This window comes from Pedobacter sp. (assembly GCF_965279535.1).
Lineage (GTDB): Bacteria > Bacteroidota > Bacteroidia > Sphingobacteriales > Sphingobacteriaceae > Pedobacter.
This window is the reverse complement of sequence record NZ_OZ257244.1, coordinates 5,245,919-5,263,888: the sequence shown is the minus strand read 5'-3', so window position 1 is coordinate 5,263,888 and position 17,970 is coordinate 5,245,919. Positions and strand designations below refer to the sequence as shown.

12 protein-coding genes are annotated in these 17,970 nt (G+C 37.4%); 7 read left to right on the top strand and 5 right to left on the bottom strand.

The window, feature by feature from the left end:
- Positions 1 to 32: 32 nt before the first annotated feature.
- Together purL and ACQY77_RS21845 are read left to right on the top strand one after the other, a co-directional pair.
- The gene (gene purL / locus ACQY77_RS21850; protein ID WP_421940197.1) at positions 33 to 3,701 is read left to right on the top strand and encodes a phosphoribosylformylglycinamidine synthase; all 3,669 of its coding nucleotides are present in this window, start codon (positions 33 to 35) and stop codon (positions 3,699 to 3,701) included.
- A gap of 126 nt (positions 3,702 to 3,827) precedes the next feature.
- On the top strand, positions 3,828 to 4,589 hold the full coding sequence (locus ACQY77_RS21845; RefSeq protein ID WP_421940198.1) for a LuxR C-terminal-related transcriptional regulator: 762 nt from the start codon (positions 3,828 to 3,830) through the stop codon (positions 4,587 to 4,589).
- Between the two features lie 376 nt (positions 4,590 to 4,965).
- Here ACQY77_RS21845 and ACQY77_RS21840 read toward each other — a convergent pair whose 3' ends face one another.
- On the bottom strand, positions 4,966 to 5,805 hold the full coding sequence (locus tag ACQY77_RS21840) for an energy transducer TonB (RefSeq protein ID WP_421940199.1): 840 nt from the start codon (positions 5,803 to 5,805) through the stop codon (positions 4,966 to 4,968).
- Positions 5,806 to 6,008: 203 nt separating this feature from the next.
- Between ACQY77_RS21840 and ACQY77_RS21835 the strand changes: the two genes are divergently transcribed.
- From ACQY77_RS21835 to ACQY77_RS21820, 4 genes are all read left to right on the top strand, one after another.
- On the top strand, positions 6,009 to 8,183 hold the full coding sequence (locus ACQY77_RS21835; protein ID WP_421940200.1) for a glutamine synthetase III: 2,175 nt from the start codon (positions 6,009 to 6,011) through the stop codon (positions 8,181 to 8,183).
- 585 nt (positions 8,184 to 8,768) lie between these two features.
- Positions 8,769 to 9,950 (top strand): AIR synthase-related protein, encoded by a 1,182-nt coding sequence (locus ACQY77_RS21830; protein WP_421940201.1) that lies wholly within the window; start codon positions 8,769 to 8,771, stop codon positions 9,948 to 9,950.
- A gap of 220 nt (positions 9,951 to 10,170) precedes the next feature.
- Entirely contained in the window at positions 10,171 to 10,830 is a 660-nt protein-coding gene (locus ACQY77_RS21825) for an acetyltransferase (RefSeq protein WP_421940202.1), read from the top strand.
- 80 nt (positions 10,831 to 10,910) lie between these two features.
- Positions 10,911 to 11,357, top strand: a complete 447-nt coding sequence (locus tag ACQY77_RS21820) for a DUF1810 domain-containing protein (protein WP_421940203.1) — start codon at positions 10,911 to 10,913, stop codon at positions 11,355 to 11,357.
- A gap of 630 nt (positions 11,358 to 11,987) precedes the next feature.
- On the opposite strand, the gene ACQY77_RS21815 is transcribed toward ACQY77_RS21820, so the two are convergent.
- Together ACQY77_RS21815 and ACQY77_RS21810 are read right to left on the bottom strand one after the other, a co-directional pair.
- Positions 11,988 to 12,515, bottom strand: a complete 528-nt coding sequence (locus ACQY77_RS21815) for a hypothetical protein (RefSeq protein WP_421940204.1) — start codon at positions 12,513 to 12,515, stop codon at positions 11,988 to 11,990.
- Positions 12,512 to 12,682 (bottom strand): hypothetical protein, encoded by a 171-nt coding sequence (locus ACQY77_RS21810; RefSeq protein ID WP_421940205.1) that lies wholly within the window; start codon positions 12,680 to 12,682, stop codon positions 12,512 to 12,514. The genes ACQY77_RS21815 and ACQY77_RS21810 overlap by 4 nt, the downstream gene beginning before the upstream one ends.
- Before the next feature lie 372 nt (positions 12,683 to 13,054).
- On the opposite strand from ACQY77_RS21810, the gene ACQY77_RS21805 reads away from it, so the two are divergent.
- On the top strand, positions 13,055 to 13,576 hold the full coding sequence (locus ACQY77_RS21805) for an RNA polymerase sigma factor (RefSeq protein WP_421940206.1): 522 nt from the start codon (positions 13,055 to 13,057) through the stop codon (positions 13,574 to 13,576).
- 500 nt (positions 13,577 to 14,076) lie between these two features.
- Here ACQY77_RS21805 and ACQY77_RS21800 read toward each other — a convergent pair whose 3' ends face one another.
- Both ACQY77_RS21800 and ACQY77_RS21795 read right to left on the bottom strand, forming a co-directional pair.
- Positions 14,077 to 14,439 carry a response regulator gene (locus ACQY77_RS21800; RefSeq protein ID WP_421940207.1) on the bottom strand — a complete coding sequence of 121 codons (363 nt, stop codon included), beginning with the start codon at positions 14,437 to 14,439 and terminating at the stop codon, positions 14,077 to 14,079.
- 240 nt (positions 14,440 to 14,679) lie between these two features.
- On the bottom strand, positions 14,680 to 17,850 hold the full coding sequence (locus ACQY77_RS21795; RefSeq protein WP_421940208.1) for a TonB-dependent receptor: 3,171 nt from the start codon (positions 17,848 to 17,850) through the stop codon (positions 14,680 to 14,682).
- Between the last annotated feature and the right edge of the window lie 120 nt (positions 17,851 to 17,970).

The window sequence follows — 17,970 nt, the reverse complement described above, 5'->3', positions numbered from 1 at the left end:
AAACCGTATTTTTGCACTTTCAAAAATAAAGCATGATTCATTTCTTCCTTAGTCAATCACAAGCGGTTTTCGTTCTTCAAACAGACAAAACGCTTTCCCAAACTGATATTACTAAACTTGAGTGGTTATTTGGCGGCGCCAAAATCAGCCAGGAAACAGCATTAAAAGGTTTCTTGGTTGGTCCGAGAGCAGCTATGATTACCCCCTGGAGTACCAATGCGGTAGAAATCACCCAGAACATGGACATCCATGGCATCATCAGGATTGAGGAATTTAAAACCGTAACTGAAGATTTTTCAGGTTACGATCCCATGCTTTCTCAAAAATACGATCAACTGGATCAGGATATTTACACCATTAATATTCAGCCTGAGGCCATTTTAGAAATCACTGATATCGCCGCTTATAATAAACAGGAAGGCTTATCATTAAGCGATGAAGAAGTTGAATACCTGGAGTCTTTAGCTAATCGTTTAGGCAGACCTTTAACAGATTCAGAAGTATTTGGCTTTTCGCAGGTAAATTCTGAACACTGTCGCCATAAAATCTTCAATGGTAAATTTGTAATTGATGGTGTAGAACAACCTACCTCATTATTCAAGTTGATCCGTAAAACATCTGAAGAAAACCCTAACGATATTGTTTCTGCTTATAAGGATAACGTAGCTTTTATTAAAGGCCCTGTGGTAGAGCAATTTGCTCCTAAACGTGCAGACGAACCAGATTTTTATACTACGAGCGATTTTGAATCTGTCATATCATTAAAAGCTGAAACCCATAACTTCCCTACTACAGTAGAGCCTTTTAATGGTGCGGCTACCGGTTCAGGTGGTGAAATCAGAGACAGGTTAGCGGGTGGACAAGGTTCTCTTCCATTGGCAGGAACAGCAGTATACATGACCGCACTTTCCCGTTTAGAGGAAAATCGCCCATGGGAAAAAGGTGTTGAAGAAAGAAAATGGTTGTATCAAACCCCGATGGACATCCTCATTAAGGCTTCTAATGGTGCTACAGATTTTGGAAATAAATTCGGACAACCGCTTATTGCAGGTTCAGTACTTACTTTCGAACATGAAGAAGAATCGCGTAAATTAGGTTTCGATAAAGTAATCATGCTTGCAGGTGGTATCGGATACGGTAAAGCAAGTCAGGCAAAAAAACATAAACCAGCCACAGGCGATAACATCGTTGTATTAGGTGGCGAAAACTATAGAATTGGGATGGGCGGTGCTGCAGTATCATCTGCTGATACAGGTGCATTCGGAACAGGTATTGAACTAAATGCCATCCAGCGCTCAAACCCGGAAATGCAGAAAAGAGCAGCAAACGCTGTTCGTGGTTTAGTAGAAAGCGAACACAACCCTATCGTTTCTATCCACGATCATGGTGCAGGTGGCCACTTAAACTGCTTATCAGAACTGGTAGAAGAAACAGGCGGTAAAATTGATTTAGACAAACTGCCTGTAGGCGACCCTACACTTTCTGCTAAAGAAATTATTGGCAACGAATCTCAGGAAAGAATGGGACTGGTAATCGGAAACGAACACTTAGAAACCCTTCAAAAAATTGCAGACCGCGAACGTTCTCCAATGTATACGGTAGGTAAAGTAACCGGCGATCACCGCTTTACTTTCGAATCGGCTACAACAGGCCTGAAACCAATGGATTTAGAGCTGAAAGATATGTTCGGAAGCTCTCCAAAAATCGTAATGGATGATAAAACGGTTGCCCGCGAATATCAAAGCGTAAATTACACAGCAGAAAAACTAAATACATATTTAGAACAGGTCCTCCAGTTAGAGGCTGTTGCAGCTAAAGATTGGTTAACCAATAAAGTAGATAGATGCGTGGGTGGTCGTGTTGCCAAACAACAATGTGCAGGCCCATTGCAATTGCCACTAAACAATTGTGGTGTAATGGCGCTCGATTTCAAAGGCAAAGAAGGTATCGCCACATCGATTGGACACTCTCCTTTAACCGCCTTAATTGATCCGGCAGCGGGTAGTCGCAATGCCATAGCAGAATCACTTTCTAACTTAGTTTGGGCGCCACTTAAAGATGGATTGAAAAGTACTTCACTTTCAGCTAACTGGATGTGGGCTTGTAAAAACGAAGGTGAAGATGCCCGTTTATACGCAGCTGTTAAAGCTTGTTCAGATTTCGCCATCGAATTAGGAATCAACATCCCTACCGGAAAAGATTCCCTTTCCATGAAACAGAAATATGCTACCGGCGATGTAATTGCTCCGGGAACAGTTATTATTTCTGCAGCAGGTAACTGTAACGACATTACACAAGTAGTAGAACCTGTTCTTCAAAAAGATGGTGGCGCCATTTATTACATTAACCTTTCTAACGACTCTTATAAATTAGGAGGATCATCTTTCGCCCAAATCCTCAATAAAATTGGTAACGAAAGCCCTGATGTTACAGATGCAGCTCAATTTAGCAAGGCATTCAACACTATCCAACAATTAATTAAGGCAGGTCAGATTCAAGCCGGACACGACATCGGAAGCGGTGGTTTAATCACTACCCTATTAGAAATGTGTTTTGCCGATCGCGATTTAGGTGCTTCAATCGACTTATCCCCACTAGCAGAACAAGACATTATCAAATTACTGTTTGCAGAGAATATCGCAATTGTTTTCCAGGCAGATATTGCTGTAGAAGGTATATTAACTGAGGCTGGTGTAGCTTACCACAAAATTGGTACTGCAACTTCATCGGCAACACTTGAAGTTAAAAACAATAGCGAAACCTTCAACTTTGATATAGATCATCTGCGCGATGTTTGGTTCAAAACCTCTTATCTCTTAGATGAGAAACAAACCGGAAACGGCTTAGCAAAAGAGCGTTATGCGAATTATAAAAACCAGGTTCTTAACTATAATTTCCCTGATCAGTTCGACGGGAAAAAACCAGTAATCGATTCTACAAAGCCGCGCCCGAAAGCCGCTATTATCCGCGAAAAAGGCAGTAACTCTGAACGTGAGCTGGCAAACGCAATGTATTTGGCAGGTTTTGATGTAAAAGATGTACACATGACCGACCTCATAGCTGGCAGAGAAACTTTAGAAGATATCCAATTTATTGGTGCTGTAGGTGGTTTCTCTAACTCTGATGTGCTAGGGTCAGCAAAAGGTTGGGCTGGTGCATTTATGTACAACGAGAAAGCAAGAGTAGCATTGGAAAAATTCTTCGCCCGTCCGGATACACTTTCTGTAGGTATTTGTAATGGCTGCCAGTTATTTATTGAACTGGGTTTAATCAACAAAAACCATACAGACAAACCTAAAATGCTCCACAATAAGAGCGGTAAACACGAAAGTATCTTTACCTCTTTAACCTTACAGGAAAATAATTCTGTTATGCTTTCAACTTTGGCAGGCAGCACATTAGGGGTTTGGGTATCACATGGTGAAGGAAGATTCCAGTTGCCATACGCAGAAGATCAGTATAAAATTGTAGCAAAATATGCTTACGAAAGCTACCCGGCTAGTCCGAATGGTTCTGACTATAACACCGCGATGATGTGTGATGATTCTGGCCGCCATCTGGTAATGATGCCACATATAGAGCGTTCATTATTCCAATGGCACTGGGCCAACTATCCAAAAGGTAGAACAGATGAGGTTTCACCCTGGATGGAAGCTTTTGTAAACGCCAGAAAATGGATTGAAACAAAAGCAACTAAATAAGGTACAAATCTTACAATAATAAGTTAAGCAAAAGGCTTGGGCAAATGCTCAGGCCTTTTGTGTTTACCTGCCTTTTTTGGTTATTACATTATTTATCACTTAATTAGAGATAAATCTTCCCCGCCAATGATTTCTGAATTAGACAAACTCCGCAATGTGTGGCTATTACCGCACAATAAAAGTGTAAACAATACCGAACTCCCACAAATCACTTTTAACGATTTAACCAACTCCATCATCAGTACCGGACCTTTCTATTATTATGTAATAGATTTTTACGACATGTCGCTATCTCATATCAGCCCTTCAATCCGTGATTTGCATGGATTCGACCCTGAAACCGTAACCTTCGACGATGTACTGAATGCTATTCACCCCGATGATCAGGCATTTATTGCAAAGGCAGAATCAACTATAGCAGATTTTTTTCATAAAAACATCAAGCGTGAAAAACTCCTGAAATACAAAAAATGCTATAACATCCGAGGGCGCAATGCCAGTGGAGGCTACACCCTGTTTAATCATCAGGCACTCATGCTTACTTTGGATAGCAATGGTGGTTATGGCAAATGTTTAAATATCCACACCAGTATCGACCACATTACTTCCTATAATACTTATCAATATTCTTTGATTGGTCTCAATGGCGAACCTTCTTTTATGAATATTAACCCCGATAGCACATTACAAAACACCATTAAATTCTCTAAAAGAGAAATTGATGTTTTAAAATGTATGGCTGAGGGATTAAACAGTACTGAAATTGCCGACAAACTATTTATCAGCGATCTTACAGTAAAAAAACACAGAAAAAATATCCTAGAAAAATCTGAATGTAAAAATACGGCCCAATTAATAACCAATTGTGTTCGCCAGGGATTGATTTAAGCAAATCCAGGCAAAAAAAATACTCCTTTTAGGGTATTCTTTGGTTTACCCGGTGCAGATATATTTGATTTAAAATTCAGGAGGTATACATTTAAAATTCAGTATCATATATACAAACATCTCATTTGTTATCTAACACACGCCGGGAGCTTGAGTAAAATACTCAAGCTTTTTTTCATAAAAAAGGGCCGAACCAAAGCTCAAGCCCTTTACCTAACCCATCTTTATCATTTGAGAGACGTTAAAGACGTATTTCTTTATCGATATGTTAAGGCCATATAAAACCACATCCATTCCTCAATCTCATGTCTCATGTCTCATATCTCATATCTCATATCTGATGTCTCAAATCTCATATCTCATATCTCAACCCCACCTACATCATTGTAAAACTAATCGGCATGTTATACCTCACCCTAACCGGAATCCCTTTATTCATGCCGGCTTTCCATAGTGGTGATTTCTTAATTACTTTAACAGCCTCTTCATCGCAACCAAAACCAATTCCCTTTAAAACCTTTACATCTGTGATCGAGCCATCCTTCTCCACTACAAAGCTTAAAAATACTTTACCCTGAACATCATTTTCCTGAGCCATGCTTGGGTACCTTAAATTCCGTTGAATATATTTAGCCCAGGCTTTCATCCCACCTTCAAATTCAGGATACACATCTACACCTGATGGATCTAGGATTACATTACCATCGCCTTCGCCCCCGCCTTGTTTTGCTAAGCCATCTCCTGTACCGTTCGTATTGGTATTGTTTAAAACAACATCCGGTTTAATTTCTCCGTCCTGAGTTTTATTGCTCACTACAGCATCCTTAATATCATTCAGGGTTGGCGGGGCTTCAACCTCTTCTTTATCCACCACTACTATATTAGAAACCATTTTAACCGTTTTAACCTTTACAGGATCTGCCTTTGCCGGCGCTGGTTTCTCCTCCGGCTTATTTTTCTTCAGTTCATGAATCTGATCAGGCAAGGTAATTACAGTTACATCTGGTTTAGAAATCACCTCCTGAGGAGAAAGTTTGCTGTAAATTAAAGGTGCAGAACAAAGCAGCAAAAATAAGCTTCCGGTTATTAAAAGCGCCCGCGTCATGATACTGGAAGATTTAGATCTTAGCTCATAAGCGCCATAATTTTTGTTGCGGTCTGCAAATACAAGATCGAGCCACTCGGTTTTGTACACATTAATAGATGAATTGAACATAGTTTCAGAGTTTTTAACCATGATGCAGCAAAAACATCAATTCCATAAAACTTTAAAAAAATCTCAATTCTTTGCAAAAAATGAAATTTGGCACATGAAAAACATTTTTTTATTTCATTTTCAATAAAATTGATAGAAAAAACGGAAATGTTTTACAAAAATTAATAAAATATGCTATTTTTGACAAAAAACTTTATAAATTAATGAAAAGCTTAAGAACCATCGCATTAAAAGAGGCTCAAAACAGAATTTCACCAGAGGTAAAAGCACCGTCGGCAAAAATTTCTGACTTTTTTGGCGCTAATGTATTTGATAAGAGAAAAATGAGAGATTTCTTATCTAAGGACGTGTATGAGAAATTAATATCATCTATCAACCAAGGTGAGCTAATTAATTCTGATGATGCTAACCAGATTGCAACGGCTATGAAAGCTTGGGCAATGAGCGCTGGCGCAACACACTACACTCACTGGTTCCAGCCTTTAACCGGTACTACTGCAGAAAAGCACGACGCATTCTTCGAGCCTAGTTCTGAAGGACCAATCGAAAAATTTGCTGGAAGTGCATTAGTACAACAAGAACCAGATGCTTCAAGTTTCCCTAACGGAGGTATCCGTAATACTTTCGAAGCTCGTGGTTATACTGCATGGGATCCTTCTTCTCCTGCATTTATCATGGAAAGCAAAGCTGGTAAAACACTTTGTATCCCTACAGTATTTGTTTCTTACACAGGTGAAGCCTTAGATTATAAAGCACCTTTATTAAAAGCACTTGCTGCTTTAGATAAAGCTGCAACTGATGTTTGCCAATATTTCGATAAAAGCATCACTAAAGTAAATGCTTCTTTAGGTATCGAACAAGAATATTTCTTAGTAGATGAATCTTTATTCAACGCCCGCCCGGATTTAGCATTAACCGGCCGTGCTTTATTCGGACACATGTCTGCTAAAGGTCAACAATTAGAGGATCACTATTTCGGTTCTATTCCAGAGCGTGTATTCACGTACATGGTAGACTTCGAAAACGAAGCTTTGAAATTAGGTATTCCTTTAAAAACACGTCACAATGAGGTTGCTCCTTCTCAATTCGAGTGTGCTCCAATTTATGAAGAAATCAACTTAGCAATTGATCACAACCAATTGTTGATGGATTTGATGGAAAAAGTTGCCCGTCGTCACAACTTCCGTGTTTTATTGCACGAAAAACCATACGCAGGCATCAACGGTTCTGGTAAACACAACAACTGGTCTATCATCACCGATACTGGCAAAAACTTATTAGCACCAGGTAAAACACCTAAAAATAACTTAATGTTCTTAACTTTCTTTGTTAATACAATCAAAGCAGTTAGCGAGCATGCAGATTTATTACGTGCAAGTATTGCATCAGTAAGCAACGATCACCGTTTAGGTGCTAACGAAGCGCCTCCTGCAATTATCTCTATCTTCTTAGGACAACAGTTAAATGAAGTTTTAGACGAGATCGAGCACTCACGTATCAGCAAAAAAATTAAAGAAGATAATGCTTTATGGTTAGGTATCCCTAAAATCCCTCAGATTTTATTGGATAACACCGATCGTAACCGTACTTCTCCTTTTGCTTTCACCGGTAACAAATTTGAGCTAAGAGCAGTAGGTTCTTCTGCAAACTCTTCTGCTCCAATGACCATCTTGAACGCAATTGTTGCTGAGCAATTAACTAAATTCAAAGCTGAAGTTGATAAATTGATCAAAAAAGGTGATAAAAAAGATATCGCTTTATTAACAGTGATCAAAAAATACATCAAAGAATCTAAAGCTATCCGTTTCGAAGGTAATGGTTATAGCCAGGAGTGGGAAGATGAAGCTGCAACACGCGGTTTATCAAACATCAAAACTACGCCTAGAGCCCTTGATGCTTACTTATCAGAAAAATCAGCTGAGTTATTCGCTGCAACTAATATCTACAGCAAACGTGAAATCCATGCCCGTCATGAGATCATGTTAGAGAATTTCTACAAAAAATTACAGATCGAAGCTCGCGTTATGGGTGAAGTAGCAAATACTGCTATTATTCCTGCTGCTATTTCTTACCAAAATTCATTAATCGAGAACGTAAAAGGATTAAAAGAACTTGGTATCGACAGTAAATCATCTTTAGAAATCGTTAAAAAACTATCTGAGCATTTAGATATCGTTAAAACAAATATCGATGCGATGTTAGAAGAGCGTAAAGTAACTAACAAAATCGAAGATACCCGTGAGAAAGCAATTGCTTACGATGAGAAAGTAAAATCTTACTTCGACACAATCCGTTACCATGCTGATAAATTAGAACAAATCGTTGACGATAGCGTTTGGCCTTTACCAAAATTCAGAGAATTATTATTCTTGAAATAGATTTTAAGCCGTAAGGTTTAAGGTATAGGGCGTAAGGTTTAACTTTACGCCCTTTTTTGTTGGCCATTAATTATTGAAATTAGTTAGCTGAAATTCCTCCGAACCCTCCTCCTGCACTTGTTTCAGGATCTAATTGATAGTGGTTTACTGTAGCAAATGCCTAATTTTGTTACGGAAAATCAATACCATTAATCATCGGTTAAAGCAGCCCTGCTTTCCTTCCTGCTGTAGCATGCTCTACTATTTTAAAATGTTTCGTTTACAGCATCCATGCAATCAGGCTTATTAACTCAGGCCTGTGCAAGGGAAAAGCACACCACAACAAACCACCACCAGTATCCTAAGCCCGATTGAACGGATGCCGTTTTACTTGTTAAATATTTCCCCTATTCCACAGTTTAAAACGGCAGGAGGAAAAGCGGGGCTGCAAGCCGCCATAAAAAACGGACAGTCACTTTCAAAAAAGAGCAAAACACTTTTTCCGCACCTCACAAATAAAGCAATCATCCTACTTCAGACAATTCACCTTACATTTTAGCTCCTACCCTTTTACCTTCCACCTTAAAAAACTATCTTTGCGCCAACATGAGTGATAACAGGTACAATCAACGTGGCGTTTCTGCCTCCAAAGAAGATGTGCACAATGCCATCAAAAACATCGATAAAGGAATCTTCCCTAAAGCATTTTGCAAAATCATTCCCGATATTTTAGGTGGTGATGAAGCCTACTGCAACATTATGCATGCCGATGGTGCTGGTACAAAATCATCTCTGGCTTATGTGTATTGGAAAGAAACCGGCGACAGCTCTGTCTGGAAGGGCATTGCTCAAGATGCAATCATCATGAATATCGATGACCTTATCTGCGTTGGTGCTACCGATGAAATTCTGTTATCATCTACTATTGGACGTAACAAAAACCTGATCCCCGGAGAAGTTATTGCAGATATTATTAACGGCACAGAACAGATTTTAGCTGATTTACGTGAACAAGGCATTTCTATCTACTCAACAGGTGGAGAAACTGCTGATGTTGGAGACTTAGTAAGAACCATTATTGTAGATTCTACCGTAACTTGTCGTTTAAAAAGAGCAGATATTATCAGCAATGACAACATCAAACCTGGAGATGTAATTGTTGGTTTAGCTTCTTACGGACAAGCTTCTTACGAAACGGAATACAATGGTGGCATGGGATCTAATGGATTAACTTCTGCCCGTCACGATGTATTTGATAAATCAGTTGCCCATGCTTACCCGGAAAGCTTTGATCCTGCTGTTCCATTTGATTTGGTTTTCTCCGGAAACACTAAATTAACTGATGAGATTGAAGTGGAAGGTTTTGGTAAAATTACTGCCGGGAAACTGGTTCTTTCTCCAACCCGCACTTATGCACCGGTTATAAAAAAAATATTAGCACAATACCGTAACCAAATTAATGGTATTGTTCATTGCAGTGGTGGGGCACAAACTAAAGTACTTCACTTCATCAATGATGATATACACGTAATTAAAAACAACCTCTTCCCTGTTCCACCGTTATTTAAGCTGATACAAGAACAATCTGGCACAGACTGGAAAGAAATGTATAAAGTATTTAACATGGGCCATAGAATGGAATTATATGTGCCGGAAGAAATTGCTCAAGACATTATTGAAATCTCCAAAAGCTTTCAGATCGATGCACAGATTATCGGTCGCGTTGAAAAAGGCGCTCAAAAGCAAGTCACAATCGAAAGCGAAAAAGGCACTTTTATCTATAACTAAGTAACTTTCGATAGCTAAATATTAATCCTTGTTGACCAGTTAACAAGGATTTTTTTGTTTACATCAAAAAATTTGATCAGAGGTAAGCTAATTTTAATGTATAGATTAAACCTTTTACTAAAATAATGGTCTACTAAACGATACAAAAAGCTCATTTATCGACACATTTTATATGAAGTGTGATAATGAACTATTTTATCTAAACCTAATCAAAATTTAGATGACCAAAGTATATGTTCTTGGCGCAGGCAATCATGCAACCGAATTAACAGAGTATATTCAAGCTACACAACTATTTTCTGTTGAAGGCTACATTGTTAGTATTGACGAGCGCAATCGGACGAGGTTTGAAGATAAAATATGGTTACTCCAGGATTTTATCAGTTTAATATCACCTTCTGATGACATTAAACTGATCTCGGGATTTAGCGACCTGAAAAGAAAAGCGCTAATTCAATTGCTGGAAGAAAAAAATTATCAGTTCATCAACATTATACATGCACACAGTTACATCAGCCCCTCAGTAAAGATTGGCCTTGGCAACTGTGTCGCTCCTGGCTGCGTAATCAATACTAATGTGCACATTGCTAATCATTGCATTGTTAATGCAAATTGTTCCATTAGCCACGACTGCACAATTGCCGACTACGTGACCATCTCTCCTGGTGTTACCATTGCAGGTAATGTTAAAATTGGTGAAGAGGTTTTTATAGGCTCGGGGGCCACAATAATTCCGGATATTACGATTGGAAAAGGTGCTTATATTGCAGCAGGAGCCTGCATAACAAAAGATGTTCCTGCTAATGTTATGGTTGCAGGAGTACCTGCAAAAATTAAAAAAGACCTCATCCCATTCATTACCAATATTTTCAGGTTATAACTCGGTCACATAGATAAATTGGCCAAACATTAATACAGCACTTGGTGTTCTAAACTCATTAGCAAATTAACCGCTATTGAATGAAAAAGAATAATCACCTAGATCGCTTTATTGAAGCACAACAAAATCAATATGATATTGCTTTGTCTGAAATTAAACAAGGACAAAAAAGAAGCCATTGGATGTGGTATATCTTTCCACAGATCAAAGGTCTCGGATTTAGCGAAACTGCAAAATATTATGCTATCCAAGATGAAGAAGAGGCCGAAAATTACTTATCACACCGCATATTAGGGAATAGATTAATTGAAATTTCCAATGCACTTTTAAATCTCGATCAGCAAGACCCTCATGTCATTTTTGGAAGTCCGGACGATTTAAAATTAAAGTCCTCTATGACATTATTCTCCACAATTCCGCATAGTGATCCAGTATTTAAGGCAGTACTTCAGAAATTTTTCGATGGCACTAAAGATCTCAAAACGCTTCGCATTTTAGATGAATTGGAAAACAATCCTGAAAAATAAACGATGTAATGTCTTATCCACACTAGCGATGTCCGTCCTTCTGTTTATCTGGCCTAAAAATGAGATAAAAAACAAAAAAACCTGCCAAGCAAAAACATACCCCTAAAATCAATTCAATTTTGTTGTTATCCATATTATCCAAATAAAAAAGGTAGCCTTTTAACTACCTTCTATGTAAAAGCAATAAACCAATGCTTAGTTATATCCTAAGTTGTGAAAGTCAATATAGAGAAACAAACGCTTACTTATTGTATTTTAGTGTCCGAAATCGAAATAAAAATTTACGCAACGCTGACATTCTCACTTTACGGCGTTATTGGCAATATAAGATTTCCCGCTTTCAACCCTTTTAACGTTACTTTTAAGCGCGCTACGCCGCTTTTATCACCGGAATAAATAGGTAACGACCATTTTGCCATTAAGGGCTTTCATACGGGGTAGATGAAACAAAGACAGATCGGTCGGATCGCCATTTGCAACCATTATAAATTTTCCCGCACCTGCTACATCAAAAATGAGTATGTTAAAATAATTGAATGGGAGAATGATTGGATTGATTGAATGATGAGTGAATAAACTAATATTAAGTGAGTATAAAATAGATTCGATTGATTAAATGATATTATGAACTTAAGGTTTTAATTTCTGGCTATCGTTTAAATGAGCTTGCCAAAAGGGGATTTTGGAATCTACCCAGTTTCTAAAGTCGACATTTTTAAGCCCCGTTGCGGCAACAGCTTTCACATGTAAACCAATCATTTCCTGATCTGTATCTACCAGTAAACTAAAAAGCATTTTTTTGTAATCCGCTCCACTGAGCTGATTGAGGGTTAACAGCTTCTCAGACTGCCGGGGATTTAAGGTGCCTGGAGATGCAGAGAGGCTTGTTGAGCTATATTGTTTCAGTTCGTTCAAATAGTTTTGAATATTTAACCTGCGCTTTTGCCCCAATTGCGATAAAGTATTGTCCTTGGTTTCAATGAGGGATTGATTTAAAATTTCCTGAAAAAAGAATTCCTGCTCAAGCAAAGCTACAAACGTAGAATCAGCTAACTTGTAGGTTTCCAGCTTATTTGATGACTTGCAGGAATAAAACAAAATTAAAAATATTACTAGCAGATTTAATTTCATCTTCTTGATTAGTTCTGTTGAATTCATTCTTTCTTATTTTTCTCTATCCTTAATCTCAGTTCTTCTTCTGCCTGTTTAAAATCATCTTTTTCAGCCAATGGTTCATCAATCAGGAGTTTTTCAACGCTGGAATCATCATTTCTACTTATTAAAGTTTTTCTGCCCTTATTCTTAGTCTTCTTCTGTGTTTTCATCCCGCGTTACTTCTCCCGGCTCTAAAACACATTAAAAACAGAATGGTTTTATATCTCCTTCAGGATTAATCTATTAAATATTTTGAAAATTATAAAACCTTCATAAAAGATTGATCAAACTTGTATACATATTGTTGAGAATGTACACAAATGGGCGCAGGTATTTTTTGGTTTTTTAAGGATATTTACGCACTCATAGGGTATAAATACCCAAAATGAAAAAATGACATATCTTTTTAAGGTATAAAAATGTAGCCGAATGTAATTTTAAACACTGAAAATGAACCAATTCCATAATTTATCCATCATAAATGTCGACTAAATTGGTATAGTGATTGTACACATCTCATACATCTCCTAACCTAAAACATTATGACACAGCTTGAATTTAACCAATTGGTTAACAACCACTCCTTGTCGCTAAGAGCCCATGCCTTAAATTTTACTAAAGACATCGAAGATGCCAATGATTTGGTACAAGACACGATGCTTAAAGCCATTCGGTTTTACAAGAATTTTAAGGAGGGTACAAATTTTAAAGGCTGGTTGTTTGTAATCATGAAGAATACTTTCATCAATAACTACAGGAAATCTGCCAAAGAAAAAACATTGGTATCGCAGGAAGAGAACATTTCTTCTGGCAATTTGATGTACAGTGCAGAAAGAAATACCTGCCTCAGCAAGCTTGTAATTGACGATATTCAAAAAGCACTTGCTCATGTTCCTGAAGTTTACAGTATTCCATTTATTCGTTATTTCGAAGGGTATAAATACCATGAAATTGCAGATACACTACAAATTCCGTTGGGAACGGTAAAGACACGTATTCATGTTGCCCGCGAAATGCTGAAAAAATATCTTAAAACTTATTCCCAATACACAGAAGTTTTTTAATATCAGGTCCCGTTATTAGTGCAGTGTAATGCTGCACTAATTACAGCTTTCAAAAGGCTATGGCTTACCACGTATATCATTTATGGAACCTTTTAATATTCAAATCACTCATCAGCAAAGTATCCTTAGCTTTCTGATTATGCCAATGGATGAAGCGTACGATGTGGTGTATTCGGGTAAGGTAATTGCAAGATTAAGAAAGATGGAAGCTGACTGGGAGCTCTTGCCTACATCGGCAACTGATTCAGCTCGGACTAATCAGACCCAATCAATAAGCGCATTCATACTTGATACCCCTCTCATTAATCAGATTACAGGAGAAATCGAGAATCATTTACGATAAATCTGTAAGTGATGGACTTTAGTGTTCAAATGAGGTAAAAAACCAGCTTTTATCTCACTATAGAAGCTATGTAAGAAATATAAAAGCTAAGCTTTACCCATTGGCTAAAACCGAAGTATACTTAGCCTTAAACGGTAAAAAATCATGATTAGCCATATTATTCACTCAGCAAAAGTTGATTTACTTTAGCCTTCATATCTGCAATTTCAAAGGGTTTTTCAATAAAATCATCAGGATGACAAAGGTGTTGCATAAAATTCATTATGCTGGCTGATGTTAAGATGATTTTTATATCCTTATATTTTGGATTTGATTTAAGCTCACTGCAAAGTTTACGACCATCATAATCACCAATCAATACATCCATAATGATTAAATGTGGATCAAACCGGCTAATTTCTGCTTCCAGGTCACTGGCAGTTAAGGCACTCGAAAAAATATAATTTTCGTCACTAAAAATCATCGGAATGATTTCATGAATATCCTCGTAATCATCTACTATTAATATTCTGTTTTTCATGGTAATGTTGCTTACTCAAACGCCAATTGTTCGTTTGAGTTCATCAGCAATGCATCATAAAATCAAACGAAATATCCATCGTTTTTTCAGGTAGGTGTGTAACAAGTTTAGTAAAAATATTTTACAATCCGGCATCCGTTACACTCTTGTGACAATCCGAAATATAGGAGTATGGGATTTTTAAAACAAAAAAGCCTCCGATAAATCGGAGGCTTTTGAAATCTGATTCTTACCTGAATATTAGTTAAAATTATAACGTACTCCAATTTGAGCTTGCCATCTTGAAGCAAATGGAGATACCTGGTAAGCGGTACCATTTGTAGGTGCACGGAAAGTATATGAACCTCCTGTTGTTGCATTATAATTGTAGTTAATTAAAGTTGAGGCATTATTAGATAATGAATATAATCTTCCCCAGTCTTTATTTAATAAATTACCTACATTGATAATGTCTAAAGATAACTGTAAACTATTTTTGGTTCCTTTACCTCCTACAAAACCTAAATCCTGCATAATACGAACGTCAAACTGATGTTCCCAAGGCATTCTTGCACCATTACGTTCTGTATACTGACCTCTTTTAGAACTTAAGTAAGGATCACTATTAATGAAAGCATCTAATGCTGCCCATTGTTGTGCAACCGGAATAATAATTGGAGCAGCGGTCGTACCTATGTTTAAATCGGCCAATTTAATCTCACTTAAGTTACGTGGAACGTAAAGTAAATCGTTCTGGTTATTACCATCCTGATTAAGATCTCCAAAGTATAGGTAGGTGAATGGAGAACCGGATTTACCTACATAGAATAGAGAGAATGATGTTCCAAACGCTTTGTCTTTACCATACTTCACAGCATAACTTAAAGCACCTGTAATTCTATGTCTGATATCGAAATTAGAATAAGCTAAGTCAGGATTATTAGGATCATTAACAATCTGTAAAAAACCAAAGTTTGAAGATGCAGTACTGTTAGCACCAGAATTCACATCTTTAGATTTACCATAGGTATAAGCTCCTGAAACAAATAAACCGAAGTTAAATGATTTCTGCAATTGAGCCGTTAAGTTATAGTTGCTCCCCTGATCCGTATTATCTAAATAGTAAACATTGGTGAAAGTAGAATTTACCTTACCAGCAGTTAATGGATAGTTATATAAAGGACGTTTATCATTTCCGCCTGTTAAGCTTGAATTGATAGTACCTATTGATGGTTTCAGGTTAAGATTTTTATACAATACGTTATTAACTGTTTTACTGAACAAAGCTTCTAAAGTACCAGTGATACCGCCAGGAAGTTTAAAGTCGGCAGCGATATTTGTTCTGAAAACCTGAGGTAATTTAAAATTGTTATTTGCTAAGTTAACCTCGTAAGTAGTGGCCGAACCACCAGCAGCTTTTTGATTAGCCGGATCAGCGATAAATGTACCGGTTCCGTTTGTTGCGTTAACCGCACCGTATAACATACCGCTATTTGTGAATTGGTTAGACAACCACACAAATGGTGCACGACTGGTTAATAATCCAGCGCCACCTCTTAACTGCAATGCTCTATCACCTGTTAAATCCCAATTGAAACTTAAACGAGGAGATACTAAGATTTGTCCACTAGGAGACTGATCGGTTCTTTGACCTGGGAAAGTTGAAGCAATAAGTGGATTTGCAGCAGGATCATCAAAAAATAAAGGTACATCTACCCTTAAGCCCGCAATTAATTTGAAGCCTTTAAATGCATCGATCTCATCCTGGAAATAGAATCCTAGTTGTGCGGCACTAAATTTAGCAGCAGGAGTTGCATCTCCTGGAACAACAGAATAAGTCGCTGCAGCTGCATTAGGTTTTGCATTAGTTAAGAAATCGTTTAAATTGCTGTAAGTATAACTTCCGTTAAAGTTATTCATGAATAAGTTCCTGAATTTAAAGAACTCATTATGCGTACCAATTGTGAAAGTATGCTTATTTGCAAAAATCTTTAAATTATCTGTAAACTCAATGATGTCTTGATCCAACTGATTGGCAGCAGAACTTCTTTCTGAACCCACAATAACCGAGTTACCAGAAATACCATTCATGTTGTTAATTTGGATTTGAGGGAATAAGCTACCTTCTGTAGTTCTAAAATCTCTGATCCTCTGGTAACCAACAATTAAGTTATTTGAGACGTTTTGAGAAATTGCACTTCTTAATTCCAAAACAGAAACATTTTGGTTGTTATTGAATTTATAGGCATTATTTCCAAAACGGAATTGAGTTGTACTTCTGCTGATGTTATCATCAAAAGCTTTGATATAATTATGACGAAGCGTTAATTGATTCTTCGCATTAATATTCCAGTCTAAACGAGCAAAGATTTTATTATTTTGAGTCTTTCTGTTAACTGCATCATAACTTCCGGCGTCATAACCATAACGAGTTTGTAAAGCATTAGAAATACTTTGAGCATCAGCTAAAGTTAATACTGAACCTGGATCACCAACGTTAAGGGTAGTTGGCTCTTGTCTTCTTCCCATCTCACCATTGATGAAAAAGAATAATTTATCTTTAATGATTGGAGCACCTAAGCGAATACCGTATTGTGTATCGTAAAAATCTGCAGCTTTAGTATTTAAGCCATCAACACTTTTACCTACTGTATTTTGGTTTCTTCCGAAGAAATAAGCAGAACCTTCTACTTTATTTGTACCGGATCTTGTAACTGCGTTTACGCCACCACCAGCGAAGTTACCTAAGGTAACATCGAAAGGTGCTAAAACGACTTGCAGCTCCTGAATTGCATCTAAAGAGATAGGCTGAGTTCCTGCCTGACCACCCGGAGCACCGTTTCCAGCTAGTCCAAATACATCATTATTTACAGCACCATCAATACTGATGTTGTTATATCTGTTGTTTGCACCTGCAAATGAATTTCCATTAGCTTGTGGAGTTAAACGGGTAAAATCAGTTAAAGAACGTGATAATGAAGGAAGGCTTTGAATCTGTTCCTTGCTGATATTTGTAGAAGCACCAGTTTTCTTACTGTTGAATAAAGGATCATTTTTACCCCTTACTACTACTTCCTCTAATTGTTTGCTGTTATCAGAAAGCGTTATGTTTAATACATAAGGGTCTCCCAATTTCAGATATAAATCAGTGATTTTTTCAGGTTGATAACCAATGTAGGTTACTTCGATAGTGTAAGGACCACCTACACGCATGTTGGCGATAGTGAAACGACCATCATTGTTAGTGGATACAGAATAAGGTGTACCGGTTGGTGTGTGTATTGCTTTTATACTTGCACCTGGTAAACCGCCTTTGGCATCTCTAATAGTTCCAGTCATTGTAGAGGTAGTTATCTGCGCGTTAACACCCGCAGTTAATCCTACTAAAGCCACAATAACAAGAAATAATCTTAAAAGTAAAGATTTCTTCATACTTTGTTTTTTAATTGTTTTTTTGTTGTTGAATAATAATCTAGTGATTTTATCGCTGCAAATGTACCCATAAAAATTTAACACATTTTAACATCCAATATTAAATTACTGTTAAGCGAA